Source organism: Streptomyces pyxinae (assembly GCF_024756275.1).
Lineage (GTDB): Bacteria > Actinomycetota > Actinomycetes > Streptomycetales > Streptomycetaceae > Streptomyces > Streptomyces pyxinae.
The window spans coordinates 108545-134269 of the sequence record NZ_JANUGQ010000016.1; the positions used below are offsets into that span (position 1 = coordinate 108545).

Annotated in this window: 21 protein-coding genes and 2 pseudogenes; 7 read left to right on the top strand and 16 right to left on the bottom strand. The window is 74.8% G+C overall.

Annotated elements, in window-relative coordinates; genetic code table 11:
* Window positions 1-69: 69 nt before the first annotated feature.
* Complete coding sequence (locus tag NX801_RS19325; protein ID WP_258789027.1) at window positions 70-1677, bottom strand: carboxyl transferase domain-containing protein; 1608 nt, start codon at window positions 1675-1677, stop codon at window positions 70-72.
* A 127-nt stretch (window positions 1678-1804) separates the two neighbouring features.
* On the opposite strand from NX801_RS19325, the gene NX801_RS19330 reads away from it, so the two are divergent.
* Together NX801_RS19330 and NX801_RS19335 are read left to right on the top strand one after the other, a co-directional pair.
* Window positions 1805-2470 carry an SACE_7040 family transcriptional regulator gene (locus tag NX801_RS19330; RefSeq protein ID WP_258789029.1) on the top strand — a complete coding sequence of 222 codons (666 nt, stop codon included), beginning with the start codon at window positions 1805-1807 and terminating at the stop codon, window positions 2468-2470.
* 167 nt (window positions 2471-2637) lie between these two features.
* Window positions 2638-3423, top strand: coding sequence for a phosphatase (locus NX801_RS19335; protein ID WP_258789031.1), 786 nt, complete (start codon window positions 2638-2640; stop codon window positions 3421-3423).
* Here the strand turns inward: NX801_RS19335 and NX801_RS19340 are convergent.
* Window positions 3375-4499, bottom strand: coding sequence for a cation diffusion facilitator family transporter (locus tag NX801_RS19340; RefSeq protein ID WP_258789032.1), 1125 nt, complete (start codon window positions 4497-4499; stop codon window positions 3375-3377). The two genes, NX801_RS19335 and NX801_RS19340, sit on opposite strands and share 49 nt — an antisense overlap.
* Before the next feature lie 48 nt (window positions 4500-4547).
* Complete coding sequence (locus NX801_RS19345) at window positions 4548-5159, bottom strand: hypothetical protein (protein ID WP_258789033.1); 612 nt, start codon at window positions 5157-5159, stop codon at window positions 4548-4550.
* Between the two features lie 387 nt (window positions 5160-5546).
* Between NX801_RS19345 and NX801_RS19350 the strand changes: the two genes are divergently transcribed.
* Entirely contained in the window at window positions 5547-6731 is a 1185-nt protein-coding gene (locus NX801_RS19350; protein WP_258789034.1) for a methyltransferase domain-containing protein, read from the top strand.
* Window positions 6732-6820: 89 nt separating this feature from the next.
* On the opposite strand, the gene tesB is transcribed toward NX801_RS19350, so the two are convergent.
* From tesB to NX801_RS19400, 10 genes and pseudogenes are all read right to left on the bottom strand, one after another.
* Window positions 6821-7702 carry an acyl-CoA thioesterase II gene (tesB, locus tag NX801_RS19355; protein WP_258789036.1) on the bottom strand — a complete coding sequence of 294 codons (882 nt, stop codon included), beginning with the start codon at window positions 7700-7702 and terminating at the stop codon, window positions 6821-6823.
* Window positions 7703-7707: 5 nt separating this feature from the next.
* Entirely contained in the window at window positions 7708-8865 is a 1158-nt protein-coding gene (locus NX801_RS19360; RefSeq protein ID WP_258789037.1) for an acyl-CoA dehydrogenase family protein, read from the bottom strand.
* Between the two features lie 80 nt (window positions 8866-8945).
* Window positions 8946-9190, bottom strand: a pseudogene (locus NX801_RS19365) (methyltransferase); the annotation flags it as partial.
* A 52-nt stretch (window positions 9191-9242) separates the two neighbouring features.
* A complete protein-coding gene (locus NX801_RS19370) occupies window positions 9243-9962 on the bottom strand; it encodes an alpha/beta hydrolase (RefSeq protein ID WP_309505861.1) in 720 nt (239 codons plus the stop codon).
* Window positions 9963-9987: 25 nt separating this feature from the next.
* A complete protein-coding gene (locus NX801_RS19375; protein ID WP_258789038.1) occupies window positions 9988-10821 on the bottom strand; it encodes a DUF1295 domain-containing protein in 834 nt (277 codons plus the stop codon).
* Window positions 10818-12224 carry an SAM-dependent methyltransferase gene (locus tag NX801_RS19380; protein WP_258789039.1) on the bottom strand — a complete coding sequence of 469 codons (1407 nt, stop codon included), beginning with the start codon at window positions 12222-12224 and terminating at the stop codon, window positions 10818-10820. Before NX801_RS19380 ends, NX801_RS19375 begins: the two co-directional genes overlap by 4 nt.
* Entirely contained in the window at window positions 12221-13582 is a 1362-nt protein-coding gene (locus NX801_RS19385; RefSeq protein ID WP_428986181.1) for a class I SAM-dependent methyltransferase, read from the bottom strand. The genes NX801_RS19380 and NX801_RS19385 overlap by 4 nt, the downstream gene beginning before the upstream one ends.
* Window positions 13579-14301, bottom strand: a complete 723-nt coding sequence (locus NX801_RS19390; protein ID WP_258789086.1) for a DUF1365 domain-containing protein — start codon at window positions 14299-14301, stop codon at window positions 13579-13581. Before NX801_RS19390 ends, NX801_RS19385 begins: the two co-directional genes overlap by 4 nt.
* A gap of 68 nt (window positions 14302-14369) precedes the next feature.
* Window positions 14370-15629, bottom strand: coding sequence for an NAD(P)/FAD-dependent oxidoreductase (locus tag NX801_RS19395; protein ID WP_258789040.1), 1260 nt, complete (start codon window positions 15627-15629; stop codon window positions 14370-14372).
* A 137-nt stretch (window positions 15630-15766) separates the two neighbouring features.
* A pseudogene (locus NX801_RS19400) lies at window positions 15767-15952 on the bottom strand (DNA-binding protein); the annotation flags it as partial.
* Between the two features lie 172 nt (window positions 15953-16124).
* Between NX801_RS19400 and NX801_RS19405 the strand changes: the two are divergent.
* Window positions 16125-16592 carry a hypothetical protein gene (locus NX801_RS19405; protein ID WP_258789041.1) on the top strand — a complete coding sequence of 156 codons (468 nt, stop codon included), beginning with the start codon at window positions 16125-16127 and terminating at the stop codon, window positions 16590-16592.
* Window positions 16593-16945: 353 nt separating this feature from the next.
* Here NX801_RS19405 and NX801_RS19410 read toward each other — a convergent pair whose 3' ends face one another.
* Complete coding sequence (locus NX801_RS19410; protein ID WP_258789042.1) at window positions 16946-18235, bottom strand: ricin-type beta-trefoil lectin domain protein; 1290 nt, start codon at window positions 18233-18235, stop codon at window positions 16946-16948.
* A 214-nt stretch (window positions 18236-18449) separates the two neighbouring features.
* Entirely contained in the window at window positions 18450-20048 is a 1599-nt protein-coding gene (locus tag NX801_RS19415; protein ID WP_258789043.1) for a PucR family transcriptional regulator, read from the bottom strand.
* Between the two features lie 358 nt (window positions 20049-20406).
* Here NX801_RS19415 and speB point away from each other — a divergent pair, with 358 nt between their 5' ends.
* The 3 genes from speB to NX801_RS19430 all read left to right on the top strand — a co-directional run bounded on the left by speB (window position 20407) and on the right by NX801_RS19430 (window position 24541).
* Entirely contained in the window at window positions 20407-21402 is a 996-nt protein-coding gene (gene speB / locus NX801_RS19420; RefSeq protein WP_258789044.1) for an agmatinase, read from the top strand.
* A 334-nt stretch (window positions 21403-21736) separates the two neighbouring features.
* The gene (locus tag NX801_RS19425) at window positions 21737-23419 is read left to right on the top strand and encodes a thiamine pyrophosphate-binding protein (protein WP_258789045.1); all 1683 of its coding nucleotides are present in this window, start codon (window positions 21737-21739) and stop codon (window positions 23417-23419) included.
* 213 nt (window positions 23420-23632) lie between these two features.
* Window positions 23633-24541, top strand: coding sequence for a serine hydrolase (locus tag NX801_RS19430; RefSeq protein ID WP_258789087.1), 909 nt, complete (start codon window positions 23633-23635; stop codon window positions 24539-24541).
* A 166-nt stretch (window positions 24542-24707) separates the two neighbouring features.
* Here the strand turns inward: NX801_RS19430 and NX801_RS19435 are convergent, their stop codons facing one another.
* Window positions 24708-25673: a hypothetical protein gene (locus NX801_RS19435; protein ID WP_258789046.1), complete on the bottom strand. Its 966-nt coding sequence runs from the start codon at window positions 25671-25673 to the stop codon at window positions 24708-24710.
* Between the last annotated feature and the right edge of the window lie 52 nt (window positions 25674-25725).

Sequence of the window (25725 nt, forward strand, 5' to 3'; positions counted from 1 at the left end):
CTCGCAGGTCACGGGTCGCAGGTCACGGGCCGTGGCTCCGTCACAGGTCGCGTCGCAGGTCACGGCCCCTCACATCCGGAAGACGCCGTAGCCGGGTTCGCCCAGCGGCGCGTTGGCGCAGGCGGTCAGGGCCAGACCCAGCACCTGGCGGGTCTCCAGCGGGTCGATCACCCCGTCGTCCCAGAGCCGGGCGGAGGCGTAGTACGCGTTGCCCTGCTGCTCGTACTGGGCGCGGATCGGCTCCTTGAACGCGGCCTCCTCCTCGGCGCTCCAGGCGTCCCCGAGCTGGTCGCGCTTGACCGTGGCCAGCACCGAGGCGGCCTGTTCGCCGCCCATCACGGAGATCTTGGCGTTGGGCCACATCCACAGGAAGCGGGGGGAGTAGGCCCGGCCGCACATGGAGTAGTTGCCCGCGCCGTACGAACCGCCCACCACCACGGTCAGTTTGGGCACCCGGGCGCACGCCACGGCGGTGACCATCTTGGCCCCGTGCTTGGCGATGCCGCCGGCCTCGTAGTCCTTGCCGACCATGAAGCCGGAGATGTTCTGGAGGAAGACCAGCGGAATGCCGCGCTGGTCGCACAGCTCGATGAAGTGGGCGCCCTTCTGGGCGGATTCCGCGAACAGGATGCCGTTGTTGGCGACGATCCCGACCGGGTGGCCGTGGATCCGCGCGAAGCCGGTGACCAGGGTCTGCCCGAACTCCGCCTTGAACTCCTGGAATCGCGAGGCGTCGGTGATCCGGGCGACGACCTCCCGGACGTCGTACGGCGTGCGCGGGTCGGCCGGCACCGCCCCGTACAGCCCGGCTGGGTCCACCTTGGGCTCCTCGGCGGGCTCCACCGACCAGGGCAGCGGGCCGCGTCCGGGCAGGGTGGCGACGATGTTCCGCACGATCCGCAGCGCGTGGGCGTCGTCCTCGGCGAGATGGTCGGTCACCCCGGAGACCCGGGAGTGCACCTCGCCGCCGCCCAGCTCCTCGGCGGTGACCACCTCCCCGGTGGCCGCCTTCACCAGCGGCGGGCCGCCCAGGAAGATGGTGCCCTGGTTCCGGACGATCACGGCCTCGTCGCTCATCGCGGGGACGTACGCCCCGCCGGCGGTGCAGGAGCCGAGCACCGCCGCGATCTGCGGGATGCCGGCGCCGGACATCCGGGCCTGGTTGTAGAAGATCCGCCCGAAGTGCTCCCGGTCCGGGAAGACCTCGTCCTGCATCGGCAGGAAGGCGCCGCCCGAGTCCACCAGGTAGACGCACGGCAGCCGGTTCTCCAGCGCCACCTCCTGGGCGCGGAGGTGCTTCTTGACGGTCATCGGGTAGTACGTACCGCCCTTGACGGTGGCGTCGTTGGCGACGACCACCACCTCCCGGCCGCTCACCCGCCCGATGCCGGCGATCACTCCGGCCGCCGGGGCCTGGTCGCCGTACATCCCGCCCGCCGCCAGCGGGGCCAGCTCCAGGAACGGCGAGCCCGGGTCGAGGAGCGTGTCCACCCGGTCGCGCGGCAGCAGCTTGCCCCGCGCGGTGTGCCGCGCCCGGGCCTTCTCGCCGCCGCCGAGCCGGACGGCGGCGAGCCGCGCCCGCAGCTCGTCGGCCAGCTCCTGGTGTGCCGCCTCATTGGCGCGCCAGGCCGGCGAGGCGGGATCCGCCGCGCTCGCCAGCACGGGTGCCTGCTGCATCGTGTCGAGCCCCCTTGCCCGTACGACCCGCTCCGGCGGCGTCCGGTGACCGCCGCCGGCTGTTAGTGAACGTTAACTCGCGCTGTCCAGGTTAACGACCGCTAACGGCCTTGTCTAGAATTCCCCCATGAGCACCAGGACCGACGCCCCCACCCGCCGCGAGCAGATCCTCCGGGAGGCCGCCCGCCTCTTCGCCGAGCGCGGCTTCCACGGCGTCGGCGTGGACGAGATAGGAGCGGCCGTCGGCATCAGCGGCCCCGGGCTCTACCGGCACTTCCCCGGCAAGGACGCCATGCTGGCCGAACTGCTGGTCGGCATCAGCGAACGGCTCCTCGACGGCGGGCGGCTGCGCGTGGAAGCGGCGGCCGGGGACGACCGGGCGCTGCTCGCGGCGCTCATCGACGGGCACATCGACTTCGCGCTCGACGACCGCTCGCTGATCATCCTGCACGACCGGGAGCTGGACCGCCTCCGGGACGACGACCGCAAGCGGGTCCGCCGGCTCCAGCGGGAGTACGTCGAGCTGTGGGTCTCCGCCGTCCGCCGCCTCCACCCGGCCCCCGCCGAGGCCGAGGCCCGCGCGGCCGTGCACGCCGTCTTCGGCCTGCTCAACTCCACCCCGCACCTCGGCCCCGGCCTTCCCACCCGCGCCGCCACCGAAGCCCTCCTCCGCGCCCTCGCCCACGGCGCCTTCGCCGCGCTCCCGGCGGACGGGGCGGCCGGGTCAGGGGAGGGGGAGCCCCGGTCGGAAGACGGGGAGCCCCGGCCGGCCCGGGAGGTCGCGGGGGGCTGAGCGGGCTCCCGACGGCGGGGGCGGCCGCCCGGGGTGCGCCCGTCCGTACGGAGTGCGCGGGGTGCGCCCGTCCGTACGGGGTGCGCGGGGTGCGCCGCCCGTACGGGGATGCGCGGGGTGGCGGCGAGGGCCGCACGGGGGGCGGCGGGCGGCGGCACAATGGGGCCATGCCGATACCCAGCCGTGCCGCCCTCGTCGAGCATCTCCTCCGGACCCGGATCGCCGGTGATGTCGCCACCCCCCGCGACAACAACCTGCTCCACTACCGCCGGCTCGCCAACGGCGACCGCCACTACTGGTTCGGCCTGGAGCTGGGCGACCGCTGGACGGACGAGCAGGACGTGCTCGCCGTGATGGCCGAGCGGTGCGGGGTGATCGACGACCCGGCGCACCGGGCCGGCCAGGACACCATCGACCCGCAGCTCACCGCCGACGGCCTCGAACGGATGGCGGCCCGGCTGCGCAAGGCCGCCGCCGGGCGGGAACGGGTGCTCTTCGCCACCGGCCACCCCGGTGCCCTGCTCGACGTGCACAGCCGCACCGCCGCCGCGCTGCGGGCGGCCGGCTGCGACATCGTGCGCATCCCGGGCGGCCTGGTCGCGGACGAGGGCTATGTGGTCCAGTTCGCGGACGTGGCGGTCTTCGAACGGGGCGCCAGCCTCTGGCACACCCACTCGCCCGAGCCGATGAACGCGATCCTGGACCGGCTGGAGGTCCCGCCCGGCCTGGTGATGGCCGACCACGGGATGGCCGGGCGCGCCGGGCAGCGGGGCATCGACGCCATCGGGTTCGCCGACTGCAACGACCCGGCCCTGTTCATCGGGGAGGCGGAGGGCACCGTCCAGGTCGCCGTCCCGCTGGACGACCATGTGCTGGACCCGCGCTTCTACGAACCGATGACCGACTACCTGCTGGACGCGGCCGGGCTCCGGGGCGGCGTCGGGTCCAGGTAGACCCGCCGTACCGCCGGGAACCGCTCCCGCAGCCTCGCCTCGGCCTCCTCGCAGGCCCGCTCCACCCGGCCGGCGCTCACCCGGTCCCGGAAGTCGACCTTGGCGGCCACCAGCACCTCGTGCGGCCCCTGGATCAGCGTGGTCAGCTCCATCACGGCGATCAGGTCCGGCACCGCGAGCAGCTCCGCCCGCAGCGCCTCCCGGGTCTGCCGGGGCAGCGGCCGGCCCACCAGGTGCTCGATGTTGGCCCGCCCCAGCACCCAGGCGACGTACACCAGCACCGCGCCGATCAGGATCGACGCCACCCCGTCCCAGACGGCCGAACCGGTCAGCTGCTCGCCCAGCAGCCCGGCCGCCGCCAGCGCCAGACCGGCCAGCGCGGCCGAGTCCTCCATCACCACGGCCTTCACCGTGGTGTCGGGCGTCCGGCGCAGATACCGCCCGACCGGCGCCCGCCACCGCCGCGCCTCGCCGCGCGCCTGCCGGATCGCGGTCCGCAGCGACCAGCCCTCCAGCAGTACGGCGATCCCGAGCACGAGGTACGAGGCGAGCGGGCTGCCCGCCTTCTCGCCGGTGAGCAGCGCGTGCACCCCGTCGTACACCGAGAACACCGCGCCGCCGACGAAGGTCGCCACCGAGGCGAGCAGCGCCCAGACGTACCGCTCGGGGCCGTACCCGAGCGGATGGTCCTCGTCGGCCGGTTTCCCGCTGCGCTTCAGCGCGGTGAGCAGCAGGACCTCGGTCACGGTGTCGGCCAGCGAGTGCGCCGCCTCCGACAGCATGGCGCTCGACCCGCTGATCACCCCGGCCACCGCCTTGGCGATCGCGATCCCCAGATTGGCCAGGGCCGCGACGATCACCGTGAAGGTGCTCTCGCCGTTCGTGTCCTTGCCGCTCTTGCCGCTCTTGCCGCTCTTGCCGCTCTCGCTGCCCTCGCTGCCCTTGCTGTCCCCGGGGCCCCCGCTGTGCCCGGTGTTCCCGCCGCCCCCGGGGTCTTCGCTGCTCCCGCTGTTGCCCCCGGGGGCCCCGCTGGTCCCGCTGTCCCTACTGGTCCTGGTGTCCTCAGCCTCCGCCATGCCACCCCAGGTGCCCCGGCGGCGGCTCCCCCGAACCACTCACGGCCGCTACGAGCCGTCCGGCGCGGCGCCCGGCCGCCCCTCGGCGTACCCCGTCGCCCGATAGGTGCCGGCCGCCTCGACGCTCTCGTCGTACGCCCCCGGGCCGTACGCCTCCCGGGCCTCCGCCTCCGGGTCGTTCCGCCCGCGCACGGCCGCGTACGCCAGGGCGGCCGTCACGGCGTCCTCGACCAGCGCGGCCGGCCAGTCCGGCCATCCCCACTCCCACGCGGCCCGCCGCCACCGCGCCCCGGCCACCGCCGCCCCGGCGGCCGTCGCCACGCCCACCAGCGCACCCCGCACCGGGGGGCCGCCCGCGACCCCGCGACCGGTGTCCCGCGCCGCCAGCAGCCCGCCGGTGAGTCCACCCAGCACCAGCCGGGGCAGCAGGCCCGCCGGGGCCAGCCGGCTGGGCGTGGCCGGCAGCTTGTCCGCCACCGCCTCACCGACCGCCCCCAGCAGCGCCCCGCCCCGGCCCCATCGCCGGGCCAGCAGCCCGCTCCCCGGGTCCCCGGGCCGGGCGGTCAGCGCCACCGCCGCGAGCCCCGCCTGGCTCCGCAGCCCGCTCGCCGCGCCCACCAGCGCCGCACGTGCCCAGTTCGTCCGGAATCCGCCGCTCATCGCTCCTCCTCGCAGGTGACGGCCCGGCACCTGACGGCCGCGCACCTGACGGCCTCGTACCCGACCCTTCGCACCTGACGGTCTCGTATCCGACGGTCTCGTATCCGACGGCGCCGGGTGCGGCTCCCGCCACCACCCCGCGCGCCTGCCACCGCATCATGCTTCCACGCGCCCCCGGCGGGAAACGTCGTCCCCTACCGGCCCCTTGTCGCCGTTGGCCAGGATGGTCCTCCCGGACCGACCGGCCGAAGGGGACATCATGGGCAAGCACGAGAAACCGCAGCCGAACCCGGGCCAGGGCAAGCCGCCGCCCGGCAATGCCGACGGCCAGGTCCCGCCGCCGCCTCCGTCCGACGGCAAGCACAAGAAGGACTGAAGGGCCGGCCCGTGTCCCACCTCGCTGACCGGCGCGCTCGACTCGCGGCCGAGATGGAGCGGCGTGGCGCCTGGCCGGACCGGGCCCCGTGGATCCGGCGGGCCGCCGCTGAACTGCCCCGGCAGGCGTTCGCCCCGGACCGGCTCTGGTGCTGGGACGGCCGCGCCTACACCCCGGTCGATCGCGGCGAGGACCCCGACCGGTGGGCCGAGCTGGTGTATCCCGGACCGGACGACGCCACGATCACGTATGTCACGCGCGGTGTGCCGGGCTCCAGCCTGAGCTGCGAGGCGATCGTGGCGGACATGCTCGACTCCCTGCTGCTGGAGCCGGGGCACACCGTGCTGGAGCTGGGCTCGGGCAGCGGGCGCAACGCCGCACTCGCGGCCCGCCGCGCGGGGCCCGGCCGGGTGACCACGGTCGAGGTGGACGAGGGCCTGGCGGCGACGGCGGCGCAGAACCTGAAGGCGGTGGGCGCCGAGGTGGCGGTCGTCGTCGGTGACGGCGCGGCCGGCCGGCCGGGCGGCGCGCCGTACGACCGGGTGATCTCGACCTACGCGGTCGACCGGGTGCCGTGGGCCTGGGTCGCCCAGACGCGTCCCGGGGGCCGGATCGTCACCCCGTGGGGCCGGCTGGGGCATGTGGCGCTCACGGTCGCCGGGGACGGCCGGTCCGCCTCGGGCTGGGTGCAGGGCCTCGCCGCGTTCATGCCGGCCCGGGGCACCGGCGGCGACCGGAGCTGGCGGCGGGTTCGCGGCGACGGTCCCTCGGAGGACGAGCGCCCCTTCACCCGGGACGTGCGGCGGCTGGCCGCCGACAGCGGCAACAGTGGCACCAGCGCCGATGGCGCCGACAGCGACGCCGCCGTCCACCTCGGGTTCGCGCTGCGGGTCGCGCTGCCCGAGGTGCGGATCACCACGGCCGCCGACGAGGACGGCATGAACGCCTGGCTCCACGACGGCGACTCCTCGTGGGCGACCCTCTCGGCCGTGGGCGGCGGCCGGACCGTCGCGGACCAGGGCGGCCCGCGCCGGCTGGCCGATGAGCTCGAACGGGCCTGGGACCGGTGGTCGGCGGCGGGCGAGCCCGACCTCTACGACTTCGGCATGACCGTGGAGCCCGGCCGGCAGTACGTATGGTGCCGGGACCCCGGGGACCCCTGGTGGCAGGCGGAGGATCACGTACCCGCGCCATAGCCCGCCCGGCCGTACCGGCGGCGCACCGGGCGCACCGCCGCCACGACCGTTCTCGCCGGTACGACCGGCCCGGGAGCGGGCGGTCGCCGTCAGGCGCGGCCGCGCGGGGCGCGGATGACGCCCTCCTGGACGACCGAGATCGCCAGCCGGCCGTCCCGGGTCCAGATGCGGGCCTGGCCGAGGCCCCGGCCGTTGGAGGAGGACGGGGACTCCTGGTCGTACAGCAGCCATTCGTCGGCCCGGAACGGGCGGTGGAACCACATGGCGTGGTCCAGCGAGGCGCCCACCACGTCACCGACCGCCCAGCCGCCCCGGCCGTGCGCGAGCAGCACCGAGTCGAGCAGGGTCATGTCGGAGACATAGGTGGCCAGGCAGACATGGAGCAGCGGGTCGTCGGCCAGCTTGCCGTCGGCGCGGAACCAGACCTGGGAGCGCGGCTCCCGGGGGGTGCCCGCGGTGCCGTACGGGGGTTCGGCGGCGTACCGGAGGTCGACCGCCGACCGGGCCTCGATCAGCCGGTCGGCGGTGCCCGGGCCGAGGAACCGGTCGGCGTACCGGGGGAGCAGTTCGGCGGTGGTCGGCAGGGTCTCCGGGTCGGGCGCGGGCGGCATCTCCGACTGGTGCTCGAAGCCTTCCTCGTACGTCTGGAAGGACGCCGACAGATGGAAGATCGGCTGCCCGTGCTGGATCGCCACCACCCGCCGGGCGGCGAACGACCGCCCGTCCCGGATGCGGTCCACCGTGTAGACGATGGGCGCGGCCGGGTCGCCGGGGCGCAGGAAGTAGGCGTGCAGGGAGTGGGCGAACCGGTCGTCGGGGACCGTGCGGCCCGCCGCCACCAGGGCCTGGGCCGCGACCTGGCCGCCGAAGACCCGGGGGATGACGGCCGACCGGGAGCGGCCCCGGAAGCAGTCCCGCTCGATCCGCTCCAGGTCGAGCAGATCGAGCAGGTCGTCGAGCGCGTCCGACACCGGCCCTACAGCCCCATCGACTTGGCGATGATGGACTTCATGACCTCGCTGGTGCCGCCGTAGATCCGGTTGACCCGGTTGTCGGCGTAGAGGCGGGCGATCGGGTACTCGTTCATGTACCCGTAGCCGCCGTGGAGTTGGAGGCAGCGGTCGATGACCCGGTGGGCCACCTCGGTGCAGAACAGCTTGGCGGACGCGGCCTCGGCGGCGGTCAGCTCGCCCAGGTCGTGCGCCTCCAGCGCCCGGTCGGCCACCGCCTGCGCGGCATCCACCTCGGCCTGGCAGGCGGCCAGTTCGAACTTGGTGTTCTGGAACGAGGCGACCGTCTTGCCGAAGACGGTGCGCTCCTGGACGTAGGCCTTGGCGAACCGGACGGCCGACGCGGCCTGGGCGTACGCGCCGAAGGCGATGCCGAGCCGCTCCTGCGGGAGGTTCTGGCCCAGGTAGGAGAAGCCCTTGTGCTCCTCGCCGAGCAGGTCCTCGGCCGGCACCTTGACGTCCACGAAGGCGAGTTCGGCGGTGTCGGAGGTCTTCAGGCCGAGCTTGTCGAGCTTGCGGCCGACCGAGTAGCCGGGCGAGGCGGTGTCCACCACGAAGAGGGAGATGCCGTGCCGGCGGTCCTCGGGGGTGGGCGCGGCGGTGCGGGCGCAGACGATGACCCGGTCCGCGTGGACGCCGCCGGTGATGAAGGTCTTGGCGCCGTTGAGGACGTAGTGGGTGCCGTCCTCGGACCGCTTGGCGGTGGTCTTCATCCCGGCCAGGTCGGAGCCGGTGCCCGGCTCGGTCATGGCGATGGCGTACATGGCCGCGCCGGAGACGAAGTCCGGCAGCCAGCGCTTCTTCTGCTCCTCGGTGCCGTAGGCGAGGAGGTACGGCAGGCAGAGCGCCACATGCACCCCGGAGCCGCCGAAGGACACGCCCGCCCGGGCGGTCTCCTCGTAGAGGACGGCCTGGTACTTGAACGACTCCTCGCCCGCGCCGCCGTACTCCTCCGGCACCTCGATGCCGAAGATTCCCAGCTCACCGAGCTTGTAGTAGAAGTCCCGGGGCACCTGGCCGGCGGCGTACCACTCGTCGTAGACCGGTACGACCTCGGCCTCGATGAAGGCGCGGATGGTCTCCCGGAACGCCTCGTGGTCCTCGTTGAATACCGTACGGCGCACGAGCCGCCTCCTTCGGGTCCGTGTTCCGGGGCTGGTCCCGGTGGACTGTCTAAGCGCTTGCTCAGGTTACGGGATCGAAGTTACCCGGTGGTTCTGGAGGTGTCCAGGGGCGGACGGCCCGGGACCGGCCGCCACAGTGAGGCGACCTCCGCGCTCCGGGCGGCGTGCAGCGGGGCCCGGGATCGGCCGCCCGCCGGTGCCGGGGACGGGTGTCGAGCCGGTCCACCACCCGCCGGCCGGCCGCCGCGATCAGTTCCGGCACCTCGTGGCGCGCCCGGAGCCCGAGATGTTCCGCCAGGTCGGAAGGGACGAGCCAGCCCTCACCGGCCGCCCAACCGCCTCCGGTCCGAGGCGGACACGGCCGGCCGGGCCGGGTGTCAGCCCCCGCCGCCGCCCGGCCCGGTGAGCACCCGGGCGGCCGGGACCGGGACGCCCGGCTCGGCCCCGTCGGCCAGGGCGGCCGGGAGCGGGGCCGTGCCGAGGGCGGCGAGGGTCAGGGCGGCGGCCAGCCGGTGCCAGTCGGCGGCACCCCGCAGCATGGTGTGACCGCCGGCCGGCATGACGACGCCCCGGGCCAGGGCACCCGCCCGCCCGGCCCGGTCCAGAAAGGCCCAGGAGCCCCGGGCGGCGGTCACCCGGTCCGCCTCGTCGTGCAGGAGCAGCACCCGCTTGCCCGCCAGGTGGGCCACCGGCTCGCGCGGCGGACACCAGGGCGCCAGTCCCACCACACCCCGGACACGAGGGTCGGCGGCCGCCCGCAGCGCCGTCCGGCCGCCCATGGAGTGGCCCACCAGTACCACCGGACCGTCGAACTCCAGCTCCGCCAGCGCCTCCCGCGCGTCCCGCACCGGATCGGCCCGGTCGCCGTTCCAGCCGCGCAGCCGATAGCGCACCGAGCCGAGCAGCACCCCGTCCCCGCCCGGGGCGCGCCGGATCGCGGAGCCGAACGGCCGCATCCGGAACCCCGGCAGATTGACCAGCGGCGGCGGTCCGAGCCCGTCCGCCCGGCCGCCGTGCAGCAGCAGTACGGCCCCGCGCGGCGCCTCGGGCATCACCCGCAGCCGCAGCGCCCGATGGCCGTCCAGCACCTCCGTCACCCGGTCTCCTCCCGTTCGTCCTCTCCTACCGCTCCGGCCGGTGCTTCGCCCTCCGGCGGGGCGGGAGTGGGAAGAAGCCGCTGGTCCGGGCGGTGTACGCGGCCCAGCCCGGCCGCCCGGCCATGTGCTCCTCCAGCATCCGCTTCCCGCTGCCGAAGACCAGCAGCAGGCTCATCACCACCGGGGACACCAGCGACACCACGGCCGGTTCCCAGGCGCCGCAGGCCATCAGCCACAACCCCCACCAGACGCAGAAGTCACCGAAGTAGTTCGGGTGCCTGGTCCAGCTCCACAGCCCCCGGTCCATGAGCTGCCCCCGGTGCGCGGGATCGGCCTTGAACCGCGCCAGTTGGGCGTCCCCGACGGCCTCGAAGGCCAGGCCCAGCGCCCAGAGCAGCAGGCCCGCGACGAGCAGTGGGTCCGGCCCGGCGGGGACGTACATGGCCGCCTGGACGGGCAGCGAGACCAGCCAGACCAGCGCCCCCTGGAGCAGATAGACCTTGCGCAGCGCGTAGAGATTCCGGCTCCCGGGCGCCTTGGCGAGCATCCGTTCGTAGCGCGGGTCCTCGCCGTGCCCCCGGCCGCGCCGGGCGATGTGCACCGCCAGCCGGACGCCCCAGACCGCCGTGGCGCCCGCCACCAGCAGCCGCCGGAGCCCGTCGCCCTGCCCGTACCCTGCGGAGAGCGCGTACGCGACCACGGCGACGGCGGTGAAGGCGAGCCCCCATGCCACGTCCGCCAGCCGGTGGACGCCCTTCCGGGCCGCCACCGCGAAGACGGCCAGCATCACCAGCAGCGCGGCCCCGGCGGCGGGCGCCAGATCGACCGCGAAGGCGCCCCAGGGGAAGCCGCCGGTCATGGCCGCTCCTCCGCTCCCGGGCGGGCCGGCGCCGGGAACGGCACCGGTACCGGTACCGGCCGGTCCGGTACCGGGTCGACCGGCACCGGGGGCAGCCCCGTCCCGCCGGACCGGGTGGGCCGCACGGCCAGGATCTGGTCCACGCCCATCCGCCGCTCCTCGAACGCCAGCCCGCTGCCCACCAGGTAGAGCCGCCAGACCCGGGCGGTCGGCTCACCGACCAACTCCGTGACGGCGTCCCAGCGTTCCTCCAGCCGCCGGTGCCAGGCGGCGATGGTCCGGGGGTAGTGCTCGCGCAGCGCCTCCACCGACCGCACCTCCAGGCCCGCGCCCTCCAGCAGGTCCACCGTGTTCCCCACCGGGCGCATGTGCATGTCCGGGGCGATGTAGGTCTCGATGAACGCGCCACCGCCGGGCGCGTCGGCGCCCCGGGACATCTGCTGCACCAGCAGCCTCCCCTTCGGCCGCAGCAGCCCGTACAACTGGGCCGCGAACGCCGGGTATTCGGCGTCGCCCACGTGCTCACCCATCTCGATGGTGCTCACCGCGTCATAGCCGCCGCCCTCGATGTCCCGGTAGTGGCGTAGCTCCACCTCCACCCGGTCGGCCAGTCCCTCCCGGGCGATCCGGTCGGCCACGAAGTCCCGTTGCCGGGCGGAGAGGGTGACGGCGGTGACCCGGGCCCTGAACTCCCGGGCCGCGTAAAGGCTCAGCGAACCCCAGCCGCAGCCGACGTCCAGCAGCCGGGCGCCCTCGGTGAGCCCGAGCTTCCGGCAGATCAGGTCCAGCTTGTCCCGCTGGGCGCCGGCCAGGCCGTACGCCGGATCGTCCGGTCGGGTCCAGTAGCCGCAGGAGTAGGCCATCGAGTCGTCGAGCAGCAGGGCGTAGAAGTCGTTGGAGAGGTCGTAGTGGTGGCTGATCGCCGCCCGGTCGCGCGCCGAACTGTGCCGGACCCCCGACAGCTCGGCGCGGGCGGCGCGCGGGGCGGGCGGCCTGGGCCCGAGCACCCCGAGCCGCAGCGCGGTGGCCGCCGCCTCCGCCAGGTCCCCCGGACGCGGCCGGGGCAGCCCGCCGGGTCCCCGTTCCCGGGCCCATCCCCAGACGGCCCGGAGCCCGTCGGCCAAGTCGCCGTCGATGTCCAGCTCTCCGGCGATGTACGCCTCCGCCAGCCCGAGTTCACCGGGCTGCCAGAGCAGTCGGCGCAGCGCCCGCCGGGAGCGCAGCACCACCACGGGCGCCCCCTCGGGTCCCGCCTCACTGCCGTCCCAGGCCCGGAGCCGTACCGGCAGCGGCGCCCGCAGATACCGGGCCAGCGACCCGGCCAGCCGTTCGGCCACGGACACGGGTCGCGAGAAGCCCGGCGCACCGGTCGGTGTGGTCGGTGCGATCGGTGAGTGGGTCATCGCGCGTTCTCCTTTCCGCTGCCCCCGGCGGCACGGACAGCGGGGACAGCCCCGGCGGCACGGGCACGGGGGACAGTCGCGGCACCGAGGTCGGCGGCCGACAGCGCCAGTTGGCGTACGTCCAGATAACGGGCGCGGAACCCGGCCTCCGAGTAGGCGAGATACAGCTCCCACATCCGCCGGAAGACGGCGTCGAAGCCGAGCGCTGCCACCTCGGCCGCCCGGCCGGTGAACCGCTCCCGCCAGAGCCGCAGGGTCTCGGCGTAGTGGGCGCCGTAGCCGTCGTCGGCCGTGATCCGCAGCCCGGCCCGCCCGGCCTCCCGGCGGACGGCCTCGGGGGAGGGGATGAGCCCGCCGGGGAAGATGTACTCGCTGATCCAGGTGTGGGTACGGGCGGTGGCCAGCATCCGGTCGTGCGGCATGGTGATCGCCTGGAGCGCCACCCGCCCGCCGGGCGCCAGCCGCTCCCGGAGGGTACGGAAGTAGACCGGCCAGTAGTCGGCGCCGACCGCCTCGATCATCTCCACGCTGACCACGGCGTCGTACGCGCCCGTCACCTGGCGGTAGTCGCACAGCTCGACCGTGACCCGGTCCGCCTGCCCGGCCTCCCGCACCCGGCGCAGGGCCAGTTCGCGCTGCTCGGCGGAGAGGGTGACCGAGCGGACCACGGCACCGCGCCGGGCGGCCCGTATCGCCAGCTCGCCCCAGCCGGTGCCGATCTCCAGCAGCCGGGTGCCCGGACCGACCCCGGCCAGGTCCAGCAGCCGGTCGATCTTCCGGTGCTGGGCCGCCTCGAAGTCCTCGGCGGTGCCCGGCAGTCGGCCGAAGACCGCCGAGGAGTAGGACAGGCTCGGGTCCAGGAAGAGCGCGAACAGCTCGTTGGAGAGGTCGTAGTGGCGGCGGATGTTCTCCCGGGAGCCGGCCACCGTGTTCCGCTGGTCCTCCGGGCGGCGGCGTACCCAGAGCCCGCGAAGCCGCCGCAGCGGGGCGGGCACCAGTTCGTCCACCCCGGCGGCGAGCACGGTCAGCACGCCCACCAGGTCGTCCGCCTCCCACTCGCCGGCCATGTACGACTCACCGAACCCGATCAGCCCGCCGGCGCCGATCCGCCGGTGGAACGCGTCGGGCTTCCGCACCCACAGCAACGGACCTTTCCCGACCGCTGGTTCACCGCCCCACCGGACCCGGAGCGGCAGCCGCCCCAGGGCCCGCCGCAGCAGGGTCCGGGCCACGGCCGTCCGGAGGCCCGAGACACGCGGCACCCGGGCCACTCCTGGCCAGACGGCCGGATCCACGGACGCGGCTGCCGGGTCCGCCGGGCGGCCGGTGACTGGGGAGGTCGTCGTCGAAAGGGTCACGTCATGCCTTCTTGCGTCGGGTGCGGGGGACGGGGACACACGGGCAGCCCGCGCAGTAACAGCCGGATGCCGTGGTGGCGGATGCCGGCCGAGACCTTCGCCGTGGGCCAGGGCCGGCGCAGCGCCATGGCCAGCAGCCGCCCGGGGGTGGCCGGCCGGTGGACGCCCCGGACGGTGGCGGTGAACGGCCGTTCCTCGCCGCGCCGCAACTGGACGGTGAGGTCCAGTCGTCGGCCCGGCTCGGGCAGCCGCATCCGGTAGGCGCCGTCCACCGGGAAGAACGGCGACACATAGAAGTCCTTGGCCACCTCGGCCCGGCCGTCGCCGTCGGTCCGGAGCAGATAGCAGTGGCGCTCGCCGTAGGTGTTGTGGACCTCGGCCACCACGCAGACCAGGGCCCCGGCGGTGTCATGGCACCAGTACAGCGAGAGCGGGTTGAAGACGTGCCCGAACACCCGGGCGTGCGCCAGCATCAGCACCCGGCCGCCGCCCAGGTCGATCCCGCGCGCGGCCAGCCAGCCGTCCAGACCGGCGCGTATCGAGGGCGCCGTGCCACCGAAGTGGTCGCGCGGGTCGAACCGCGCCAGCGGACGCAGCGCCCGGGGCGGCACGGGCAGCCGGTCCAGGTCGACCAGCCAGAGATGGGTACGGGTCCGGAAGCCGTGGCGCAGCGGCGCGGTCCGCGCGTGCCCCACCACGCACTCGTACAGCGCGGGCACCGCGACCTCCCCCCGGGTGCCGTCCGGTTCCTCCCCGGTGCCGTCCGGCGCGGGTGGGGGAGCCGCGCTCACCACACCACCCCCAGCGCCACCGCCGCCTCGACCCCCGAGCGGCAGCCGTCCTCGTGGAACCCCCAGCCGTGGTACGCCCCCGCGAAGGCGGTCACCGGCGTGTTGAGCTCCGGCAGCCGGCGCTGGGCGGCGACCGAGGCGGGCGTGTACACCGGGTGCTCGTACACCATCCGGGCCAGTACCCGGTCCGGGGCCACCCGCTCCCCGGCGTTGAGGGTGACCACATGGTCGGCGGGCGCGTCCAGCCGCTGGAGCCGGTTCATGTCGTAGCTGACGCACACCGTGTCGGCGCCGGCCGCGCACGAGGGCAGCAGATAGTTCCAAGAGGCCCGGGCCCCCGGGGTGCGGGGCAGCACCGAGGCGTCGGAGTGCAGCACGGTCGGATTGCGGGAGTAGCGGAACGCCCCCAGCACCCGGCGCTCCTCCTCCGTGGCGTCCCCCAGGAGCCGCAGCGCCTGGTCCGGGTGGACGGCCAGCACCACGGCGGCGTACTCCCGCTCCTCGCCGTCCCCGGTCACCACCCGGGCCCGGTCGGCCCCCCGTGCCACGGTCCGCACCGGGCACGCCGTACGCACCGTGGCGATCTGCTTGGCGACCCGGTCCACGTACTCCCGAGAGCCGCCGGTCACCGTCTTCCACCGGGGCGACCCGGTGAGGGACAGCAGCCCGTGGTGGGCGAGGAACCGGAACAGATAGCGCGCCGGATACCGCAGCGCCGTACCCGGCGAACAGGACCAGACCGCCGACACCAGCGGCGTCATGAAGTGCGAGACGAAGTACGCCGAGTAGCCGCCGTCGCTGAGGAACTGCCCGAGCGTGTACGGGGTTTCCCCGCCACGCGCCAGCAACCGCCGGGCCGCCCGGTGGAACCGGGGCACCTCCAGCAGCATCCGCAGATACGCACCCCGCCGCGTCCCCGGCCCGCCGAACAGCCCCGCCGTGCCCCGGGCCCCCGCGTACTCCAGCCCGCAGCCCTCGCACCGCACCGACATGCTCATCTCGGAGTCCTGGGTGGCGATCCCGAGTTCCCCGAAGAGCCGCAACAGGTGCGGGTACGTCCGCTCGTTGTGCACGATGAACCCGCTGTCCACCGCCAGCGTCCGGCCGTCCGCCCCGGTCACCTCATGGGTGTGCGCATGGCCCCCGAGCCGCGCGTCGGCCTCGTACAGCGTGACGTCGCAGGCCCGGCCCAGCACATACGCGGCCGTCAGCCCCGCGACCCCGCCGCCCACCACCGCCACGGCTCGCCGTCCCATGCACCCCGCCTCTCGCGTTCCGCAACTGCGCGTACGCGGGTGATTCGGGGTGTGCCGGTGACCGGATTGGTCCGAGTGTCAGAAAATCCGTGCGCCGGTGACCCGGGTCCGGGAAGTCCTCGCGGCGGTGAGCGGGGTCAGAGCTCGACGACGGTGACCTGCCCGCCGCACAGCGCGATCAGGTCGTCCGGGTCGGAGGTCAGCACCGTGACGGGCCCCGGTGCGTCGAGCGCGGTGGCGCAGAGCATGGCGTCGATGGCGTCCTTGTGGCCGTGCAGCCCGGCGTCGGCGAGAAGTGTGGTGGCGCGTCGGGCGACCGGCTCCCGGCGGCGGACTTAAACCCGGACGGTGAGGGCGGCCCGGCGGCACACCCACCGGGCCACCCCCGAAGTCGCCGCCGGCTTCGGCGCGTATGCCCATGTCGGCTCGCAGGCTCCACGCTTGCCCTGGGGCGCCTCTAGACTGACCGGGCCCTTCGAGAGGAATTGGTCGGAAATGCACGCAAATAGATACCAAGAGGTCGCCATTGCCGCGCTTGGTGCAGCTCCCGACGTTCAGTCGGCAGAGCCCTGGGATCGAGGTGACCACACGCGTGGCTTGCATGTGACGTTCACGACCGGCTCGCAAGTCTGGTTCGGGACTGCCTGGGCGCATCCTGACGGCATGAAGCCGGATGATGACGTGGTCGTTCACGGCGAAGCCCCCGCCGAAGTGCCGCTCCCCGACTTGTTCGACAACGGGAAGGTGTCGCCGGCGCGCGCTGCCGAGTACCTGGCTGCTGCCTTCACGAACAGTCGCAACACGGAGATCCTCTCCGTGGCGGCATACGGGCCGGAAAACTACAACCCGGGCTTCGGGGTGCGGTTCCACAATGGAGCCAGAGCATTCAACGTCATCTACCACGTGGCTCGGGCCGGGCAAGGCATCAGCGGCCCTGCGTACCAGCTGCCCGACACCTTCTGACTCCTTCCGGCGGCAACGAGCCGGAGGGCGCACCACCTGTCCGTATCACACGTGAGGAGATCTCTGATGGACGACGTGAGCAGGCGTCCCGGGGGCCGTTTCGAACCGGGGTTATGCGAGGGCAGCTGTCCCGTCTGCGGTGCGGGGGTCGGCTCGGAGAAGGGGCAGCCCACGACCATGCATCAGCGGAACGGTACGGGCACGGAGACCTGCCCCGGGTCGGGTCAGCCGGCCTTGTAGGCCCGGGGAAGCCTTGCCGGAAGGCCGGGGCGCCTCGCTGAGTCACTGGCATCCGGTGCGCCGGAGGAGGGGGCCTCCGGTGCGCCGGGTCGGACCTGGCGGGGCGATGGGGTTCAGGGCGTGAGGGTCCATTTCTGGTTGGGGGTGCCGGCGCAGGTCCAGAGTTGGGTGGGGGTGGCGTCGGCGGGGTTGTTGTCGCGGACGTCCAGGCACTTGTCGGCCGGGAGGTTGACCAGGTCGCGGGTGGCGGTGTTGAGGGACCAGCGCTGGGCGCCGGTGCCGTTGCAGTCCCAGAGCTGGACCCGGGTGCCGTCGGCGGTGCCGGCGGAGGCGGCGTCCAGGCACTTGCCGAGGGCCCGTACGGTGCCGTCGGCGCCGACCGTCCAGCGTTGCGCGGCCGTGCCGTTACAGCCGTAGAGCTGGACCGGGGTGCCGTTGGCGGTCGCGGAGCCCGCCACGTCCAGGCACTTGCCGGCCAGGCCCCGGAGGGTGCCGGCGGCGGGGGCCGGGCCGTCGGAGGTGGTGACCCGCACATGGTCCACCAGGAGCTGCTGCGGGAGGACGGTGGAGCCGTCGGGGTCGCCCGGCCAGTAGCCGCCCACGGCGAGGTTCAGGATGACGAAGAACGGCTTGTTGAACACCCACTGCCGGCCGCCCAGATCAGCGGGGGTGCGGCGCTGGTAGACGGCGCCGTCGACGGACCAGGTGATCGCCTCGGGGGACCAGTCGACGGCGAAGGTGTGGAAGGCGTCCGCGACGTTCTGGCCGTTCGGGAGGGTGTAGCCGGCGCCGATGCCCTCGCCGCCGGAGTAGCCGGGGCCGTGCAGGGTGCCGTGGACGCTACGCGGCTCGAAGCCGACGTTCTCCATGATGTCGATCTCGCCGCTGGCCGGCCAGCCCACCTGGCCGATGTCGTTGCCCAGCATCCAGAACGCCGGCCACATGCCCTGGCCGCGCGGCACCTTCATCCGGGCCTCGACATGGCCGTAGGTGGTGGTGAAGCGGCCGGCCGTGTTGAGCCGGGCGGAGGTGTACTCGCACCGGCCGTACCAGCACTGGTAGTTGCCCGGGTTCTCCCGGCGGGCGGTGATGACCAGCTGGCCCTGGCCGTTGAGAGCGGCGTTGGCGTTGCCGGCGGTGTAGTACTGACGCTCGTGGTTGGAGACGTTGTCGCCCGTCTCGATCTGCCACTTGGCACCGTTGACCGGGGAGCCGGCGGGCCCGTCGAAGGTGTCCTCGAAGGTGACGGCCCGTGGGGAGATGGCGGGTGCGGCGGCCCGGTCCGCGGCATCCGGCCCCGGCGGACCGGCCGGTGCGGACGGGGCGGTGCCGAGAGCGGTGGCCACCAGAGTGGTGGTCACCAGGGCTGCCCGGACGGCCAGTTGGCGGATGCGTGACGGCATGGACGCCTCATTCCGGTGCGGTGGGGGGGAAAGGTGGGAAGGGGGGGGCGGAGGAGGATGCCGGACGGCCCTGGTGGGGTGGGGCCCCGTGGGGTGGGGGGAGGGCTGGTCCGTACCTCTTCCTCCGGGAAGTGAAGCCGGGGCGGCATGCCCTGTCAATGCCGCTGAGAGCGCTCTCCGCGGAGCGGGAGGTCGCTCGCGGGGGCCGGGCGGGTCACGGCTCCTGGCGGAGGGCGAACCAGAGTTCCATGCGGGTCTCGGGGTCGTCCAGGTCGCGGTCGAGGAGGGTGGCGCAGCGGGTGATGCGCTGGCGGACGGTGTTGCGGTGGAGCTCCAGGGCGGCGGCCGTGCGGTCCCAGTTGCCGTGCAGGGAGAGCCAGGTCCGGAGCGTGTGGCGGAGCGGCTCCGGGAGCGGGGCGAGCAGGGCCCGGGCGTAGGCCCCCGCCTCCTCCTGGTCCAGCAGCGCGGCCAGGCCGCCGGTGGTGTGGCGGACCAGCGGGACGCGGGTGGCGAGGGCGCGCCGCAGGGCCCGGGCGGCCTGGCGGTCGGCGGCGAGCAGCTCCCCGGGGCCGGCCGGGGCGCTGACCCCGAGCGTCCAGCCGGGGTGCGGGGCCACCGGGGTGCCGGCCGGGAGCAGCGCCCGTACACCCTCGGGACCGGCGTCCAGCAGGGGCGTACCGAGCGGGGGCGCGCCGGGTGGCGGGGTGCCGGGCGGGGGTGGCGCGCCCTGGCCCGATGCGCCCTGGCCCGACGCGTGCACCACGGTCCAGGGACCCTCGCCCAGCAGCGGCGCCGCGTCGGCCGGGGCGGTGCCCAGCAGCAGCCGGACCAGCGCGGCCGACCGGGTGGCCTCGTCGGCGCCCTGGTGCGGGGCGGTGAGCAGGGAGAGCAGCACCGCGGCGACCCCGGCCACGGTGTGGTCGCCGGGCTCCCGGCCGGGCGTGGCCAGGCCGAGGACGCCGGGGAGGGAGTACGGGGCCTCCCGGGGCGGACCGGCCGGGTCGGGCGGTGCGCCCCGGCCGAGCGGCCCGGCGCCGCCGCCGGTCTGCCCGGTCCGGCCGGGGCCGCCGAGGGGGTACGCGGCGAGGTGGACGCCGGCCACGGTGTCGGTGGCCGAGGCGGGAGCGGGGGAGACCGGCCCGGAGGCCCCGCCCGGGGGCGCGGCGGCCGGGCCCCCGCCCCGCTCCCCGCGCAGTACCCGGACCAGCCGGGCGAGCGCGGCGGCGGCCTCCGGGGGGACGGGGCGGCCGGCGGCGGCGCGCTCGGTGCCGTCCGGGTCCAGCAGCGCGGCCCGGCCGCCCAGCCGGGAGGCGAGCGCGGCCAGCACGGCGGGCACCGGGTCCGGGCGGGCGGCGGCCGCGGCCAGGGCCTGCTGGGCCTCGGTCACCCGGCGCAGCTCCCGCGTCCGGGCCCGGGCCATCAGCCGCCAGACCGCGCGGGCCACCGCCGTGAACGGGGTCCCGGGCGGAACCTCCACCAGCGGCAGCCCGTACCGCTCGCAGGCGGCCACCAGCGCCTCCGGCACCGTGTCGTACACCGGCGTCACCCCGAAGCCCAGCGCCGCGGCGCCCGCCTCGGCCACCCGGCGGACGTACCGGCCGGGGTCCGGGAGCTGGACGCCCGCCGTGAGCAGCAGCTCGCCGCCGAGCAGGTAGGGGAAGGGGTCGGCCATCTCGGAGGCGTGCACCCACTGGACCTCGGCCTCACCCGGCCCGGCCAGCAGCCGCAGTCCCAGCTCGGGGCGGGCCAGCAGGGCGGTGAGCGCGACGGGCGGCGCGGGCGGCGCGACCGGCGGTTCTGCGGGTGCGGACATGGGCGGACGACCTCCCGGATGTGCGGACCTTCCGGTCCTGTGGCCCCTCCGGTCCCGTGGGGCGCCGGATCTCCGGGCCCGGGAGTGTGCGGTTCCGCCACTGAGGGGGCGGCGAATGGAGGAAACGTACACTTCTGCGCCGGCTCCCGGCCACTTAATGTCGTGCCGTCCGATGGCCGCGGGGTCCGGGCGGACGCCCCGACGGGGGCGCCCCGGAGATCGCCCGGGGCCGCCGGGCCCGGGGCCCCCGGGCGATAGAGTCGTACGGGCGAATGCCGTATACGCGTACGGAGCGTAGCCAAGCGTACGAATACGCGAAGAAGCTCAGGAAAGAGCGCAGGAAAGAAGGCAGTTGACCATGACCACCAGCAGCAGCAACGAGACGCCGCGCGGCCCCGTCGACTCGTCCCGCGTCCCGCGGTACGCGGGCCCGGCGACGTTCGCGCGGCTGCCGCGCCTCGACGAGGTCGGCCGGGCCGACGTCGCCGTGGTCGGGGTGCCCTTCGACTCCGGGGTCTCCTACCGCCCCGGCGCCCGCTTCGGCGGCAACGCCATCCGTGAGGCCTCCCGGCTGCTGCGCCCGTACAACCCGGCCCAGGACGCCTCGCCGTTCGCGCTCGCGCAGGTCGCGGACGGCGGTGACATCGCCGTCAACCCGTTCAACATCAACGAGGCGGTGGAGACCGTCGAGGCCGCCGCCGACGACCTGCTGTCCACCGGCGCCCGGCTGATGACCCTCGGCGGCGACCACACCATCGCCCTGCCGCTGCTCCGCTCGGTCGCCAAGAAGCACGGCCCGGTCGCCCTGCTGCACTTCGACGCGCACCTGGACACCTGGGACACCTACTTCGGCGCCGAGTACACCCACGGCACCCCGTTCCGCCGGGCCGTCGAGGAGGGCATCCTCGACACCTCGGCCCTCTCCCACGTCGGTACCCGCGGCCCGCTCTACGGCAAGCAGGACCTCACCGACGACGAGAAGATGGGCTTCGGCATCGTCACCTCCGCCGACGTCTACCGGCGCGGCGCCGACGAGGTGGCCGACCAGCTGCGCCAGCGGATCGGTGACCGCCCGCTCTACATCTCCATCGACATCGACTGCCTGGACCCGGCCCACGCCCCCGGCACCGGCACCCCCGAGGCGGGCGGCATGACCTCCCGCGAGCTGCTGGAGATCCTGCGCGGGCTGTCCTCCTGCAACCTGGTCTCGGCCGACGTGGTGGAGGTCGCCCCGGCCTACGACCACGCCGAGATCACCTCGGTGGCCGCCTCGCACACCGCGTACGAGCTGACCACCATCATGTCCCGGCAGATCGCCGCCGCCCGCGACGCCTCGGCGGCGTCCGGCGCCTGAGCCGGTCCGGGGCCTGCCGGTGGCCGGCCCCGGACCGGGACGCCGCGACCGGGTGGTCCGGCACCGCTGACGACCGGGTGACTCGGGGGCGCCCACGGCCGGGCGGCCCCGGACCCGTCCGGCCGCGCCCCGGCACCCCGGCCGCACCCGGTGCCACGGAGGCCCGCCCGGCAGCACGGAGGCCCCCGGCCGCACCCGGCGCCACGGAGGCCCCCGGCAGCTCGGAGGCCCCCGGCCGCGCCCCGGCAGCACGGCGCCCCCGGGTACACCCGCCACGGCGGCCACCCACCACCACAACCGGCCACCCGCACCCCACCCAGGAGGCTGACGGCACGTGTCCCACGACCACGACCTCGTCCTGCGCCCCACGCCCGCACAGATCGAGGCGGCGCTGAATCCCCCGCCCGGCCGCACCGGCGGGGACCTCGTGGTGGAGACGCTGGCCGGGCTGGGGGCCACCACCGTCTTCGGGCTGCCCGGACAGCACGCGCTCGGCATGTTCGACGCGCTGCGCCGCTCCCGGCTGCGGTACGTCGGGCTGCGGATGGAGAACAACGCCGGGTTCGCCGCCGACGCCTACGGCCGGATCACCGGGGAGGCGGCGCCCCTGCTGCTCTCCACCGGGCCCGGCGCGCTGCTGTCGCTCGCCGCGCTCCAGGAGGCCGCCGCCGCGTCCGCCCCGGTGCTGGCCATCGGCAGCCAGGTGCCGGCCGCCGGGCTGGGTGGCGGGCGCCACGGCCACCTCCATGAACTCCGCGACCAGCAGGCGTCGTTCCGCGACGTCGTGAAGTCCGTGCACCCGGTCCGTACGGCCTCGCAGATCCCGTCGGCCGTCGCGGCGGCCTGGCGGTCCGCGCTGACCGCCCCGCACGGCCCGGTCTGGGTGGAGATCCCGCAGGACGTGCTGCTCGCCGAGACCGTGCTGCCGGTCGTCACCGCGCCGGACGCCACCCCGGAGGAGCTGCCGCCCCGGCCCGAACTCACCGCGCTCGCCGCCCACTTGCTGGAAACGGCCGAACGCCCGGCGATCATCGCGGGCGGCGGAGTCGTGCGCGCCGACGCCCCGGCCAAGCTGCGGGCGCTGGCCGAGCGGCTCAACGCCCCGGTGGTCACCACCTTCGGCGGCAAGGGCGCGTTCCCCTGGGGGCATCCGCTCTCGCTCCAGTCCTGGCTGGAGGACCGGCACACCACCGACTTCCTGGCGGACGCCGATGTGCTCCTGGTGGTCGGCTCCGGACTCGGTGAACTCTCCTCGAACTACCACACCTTCGCCCCGCGCGGGCGGGTGATCCAGATCGAGGCGGACGCCGGGAAGCTGGAGTCCAACCACCCGGGCATCGGCATCCACGCGGACGCCCGGCTCGCCCTGATGGCGCTCCTGGAGACGGTGGGGGAGCGGCCCGACCCGGGCGCGCCCGAGCGGGTACGGGCGGTGCTCGGAGCCGTACGGGAGCGGCTCGACGCCCAGGAACTGAGCCTGGAGCGGCGGGTGCTGGCGGATGTCCGGGCCGCGCTGCCGGACCGGGCGCCGAGCTTCTGGGACATGACGATCCTGGCCTACTGGGCCTGGTCCGCCTTCGACGCCCGCCGCCCCAACGCCATGCACTCGGCCCAGGGCGCGGGCGGCCTCGGCTACGGCTTCCCGGCGGCGCTCGGCGCGGCGGTGGCCGACCCGACCACTCCGGTGCTGGCGGTCTCCGGCGACGGCGGCGCCATGTACTCGATCGCCGAACTGGCCACGGCCCGCCAGTACGACCTGTCGGTCACCTGGCTCATCGTGGACGACGGCGGCTACGGCATCCTGCGCGAGTACATGACGGACGCCTTCGGCACCGCGACCGGCACCGAGCTGACCCGGCCCGACTTCGTGGCGCTGGCGGAGTCGTTCGGGGTCCCGGCGGTGCGGACCGACCCGGAGAACCTGCGCGCCGACCTGGCGGCGGCGCTCTCCGCCCCCGGCCCCTCGGTGGTCGTCCTGCCCGCCCTGCTCCGGATGTTCGCCCCGACCCACCTCTGAGGCCGCCGTGACCTCCCTGGCCGCCGGACGTACGCTTCCCCCGCAACCGGCGGGGAAGCGGACGTAACCGGTCTCAACTCGCCCCAACCGGGAGCGACGCGACACCAGCCCGCCCCGCCCGCACAACCTTTCGGGCCGTGTCGTGTCATTGACCACGTGAAGCGACTTTCCATATCCCGCCGCGGGCGCGTCGCGCTCTGCTCGGCGGCCACGATCGGCGTCCTGGCGCCGACCGCTGCCACGGCGACCGCCGCCCCCGTCGCGCCCGCGGTCTCGTGCAGCTCCCAGCGGGCCGGCCTCGCCGCCCAGCTGACCAAGGACATCACCGCGGCGCTCAAGGGCCGCTCCGGCACCGTTGCCGTGGTCGTCAACGACCGGATCAGCAAGACCAGTTGTTCGCTCCGTGCGGACCAGCAGTTCGACTCGGCCAGCGTGGTCAAGGCCACCGTGCTCGGCACCCTCCTCTGGGACGCCGCGAAGACCGGGCGCCAGCTGACCGCGACCGAGAGGTCGCGCGCCACGGCCATGATCACCCAGTCCGACAACAACGCCACCAGCGCGCTGTGGAAGCAGCTCGGCGTCGCCAAGGTGAAGGGCTTCCTGACCGCGGCCGGGATGACCAGGACCGTGCCCGGCGCCGACGGCTACTGGGGCCTGACCCAGATCACCGCCCGCGACCAGCAGAAGCTGCTGGCGCTGCTCACCGTCAGGAACAACGTCCTCACCGACGCCTCCCGGTCCTACGCGCTCCAGCTGATGAACCAGGTCGTCCCGTCCCAGCGCTGGGGCACCCCGGCGGGCGCCCCCGCCACCGCCACCGTCCACCTGAAGAACGGCTGGCTCTCCCGGGCCAGCTACGGCTGGCGGGTGCACTCCATCGGCGCGTTCACCGGCAAGGGCCACGACTACCAGCTCACGGTTCTCACCCACGGCAACAAGACGATGGACGACGGCATCAACACCATCCAGGCCGTCGCCCGCGCCGTCCACAAGGACCTGAACCCCAAGGCGAAGCTCTCCCGGACGGTCAAGCCGCCGGTCGCCCCGCAGGAGGCCCTCCCGGCCGTCCCCGAGGCCCCCGCCCGCACCCTGATCACCGCCACCCCGCAGGTCCAGCCGTAGCGGTGGCCCCTGCGGCAGCCCCGGCCCCCGGCCGTGGCCGAGCTCCGGCCCGGCCACGGCCCCCGGCCCAAGGCCCCCGGCCCCACCCCGGTCCCGGGGCCCTGGGACCCCGGCCCGGGGCGGGTTCCGGCCGGTCGCTGTCGCCCCCCTTCTCCCCACGTTCCCCTCACGCCAGGGGTGCCGATCCGGCCGGCGGGGCGGGGCGGTCGGCCGGATAGCCCGGATCGAGAAAAAGCGTGGCGAACGAGCGGGGACCGTGGCGGCGGTCGAGCCAGGCCGAGAGCCCGGCGAGCGAGCCGGACAGCATCGCCCGCAACAGGACGGCGTGCAGGTCGGCCGCCTCGTCCCGGCCCACGTCGGCCAGGAACCGGCTGTAGCGGACGTCCACGGATCGCTGATACGTCCGCATGGACTCCAGGAACCTCCGCGCGGCCTCCGTGGGCCCGTGTGCGGCGCGGTGCGCGGGTTGGGAGAGAGCAGCGGTGTCAGCGGCGGTGAGAGTGCCGGTCGCGTCCCGGTGGACATAGCCCGCCATGCCCTCCGGGCGCGTGATGCCCCACTGGCGGGCGATCCGCCGGGTGACGGCGCGTGCCTCGCGATCACACACACCCTCCATGATCACACCGAGGTTGCGGGTCGTCGGTGAGCCGGCGAGGTCGGGTGCCGAATAGGTGCGCCCGTCGTGGCGCCGGAAGTTCACGCCGTACTGCGTCCGTACGATCTCCTCGCCTCTGAGCCGGTAGCTGCGGAACGAGCCGTAGTGGAGGCAGTCGTGCGCGTACGCCCGCAGCAGGTCGAGCGCGGCCAGCTCCGGGTCCTCCGGCAGACCGGAAGTGAGCGGCCCGGAGACGGTGATCAGGGCACGCATCTGGAGGTGCCGGTAGCCCTGGTTCGGATGGTGGAATCCGCCGTACGCGCCTTCCCGCTCGGAGCGGATGCCGACCATCACGCGGTCGAGCGGCAGTAATCGGGCCAGCCCGAGAAAGGCGTACCGGGCCCTGAGCGACACGAGTCCGTCGTGGAACGGGCCGGTTTCCAGCCCGGCCGTGCGCCAGACCGTCAGCACCTGGGGGAGAGAACGGAACGTCACCTGTGGGTGCTGGCCGGTGAGACCGGCCGTGCTGTCGCGCAACTCGGCCAGTCTGGCGGCGAGGGGGACCGCGTCCGCCCCGCCGGACAAATGT

What these genes read in the sequence shown, in the direction of transcription:
- NX801_RS19345 (WP_258789033.1), bottom strand. Translation starts at nt 5,159, where the DNA reads ATGAGCGGCGGATTCCGGACGAACTGGGCACGTGCGGCGCTGGTGGGC.
- NX801_RS19325 (WP_258789027.1), bottom strand. Translation starts at nt 1,677, where the DNA reads ATGCAGCAGGCACCCGTGCTGGCGAGCGCGGCGGATCCCGCCTCGCCG.
- NX801_RS19410 (WP_258789042.1), bottom strand. Translation starts at nt 18,235, where the DNA reads ATGCCGTCACGCATCCGCCAACTGGCCGTCCGGGCAGCCCTGGTGACC.
- NX801_RS19335 (WP_258789031.1), top strand. Translation starts at nt 2,638, where the DNA reads ATGCCGATACCCAGCCGTGCCGCCCTCGTCGAGCATCTCCTCCGGACC.
- NX801_RS19340 (WP_258789032.1), bottom strand. Translation starts at nt 4,499, where the DNA reads ATGGCGGAGGCTGAGGACACCAGGACCAGTAGGGACAGCGGGACCAGC.
- NX801_RS19330 (WP_258789029.1), top strand. Translation starts at nt 1,805, where the DNA reads ATGAGCACCAGGACCGACGCCCCCACCCGCCGCGAGCAGATCCTCCGG.
- NX801_RS19395 (WP_258789040.1), bottom strand. Translation starts at nt 15,629, where the DNA reads ATGGGACGGCGAGCCGTGGCGGTGGTGGGCGGCGGGGTCGCGGGGCTG.
- NX801_RS19380 (WP_258789039.1), bottom strand. Translation starts at nt 12,224, where the DNA reads ATGACCCACTCACCGATCGCACCGACCACACCGACCGGTGCGCCGGGC.
- NX801_RS19405 (WP_258789041.1), top strand. Translation starts at nt 16,125, where the DNA reads ATGCACGCAAATAGATACCAAGAGGTCGCCATTGCCGCGCTTGGTGCA.
- speB (WP_258789044.1), top strand. Translation starts at nt 20,407, where the DNA reads ATGACCACCAGCAGCAGCAACGAGACGCCGCGCGGCCCCGTCGACTCG.
- NX801_RS19415 (WP_258789043.1), bottom strand. Translation starts at nt 20,048, where the DNA reads ATGTCCGCACCCGCAGAACCGCCGGTCGCGCCGCCCGCGCCGCCCGTC.
- NX801_RS19375 (WP_258789038.1), bottom strand. Translation starts at nt 10,821, where the DNA reads ATGACCGGCGGCTTCCCCTGGGGCGCCTTCGCGGTCGATCTGGCGCCC.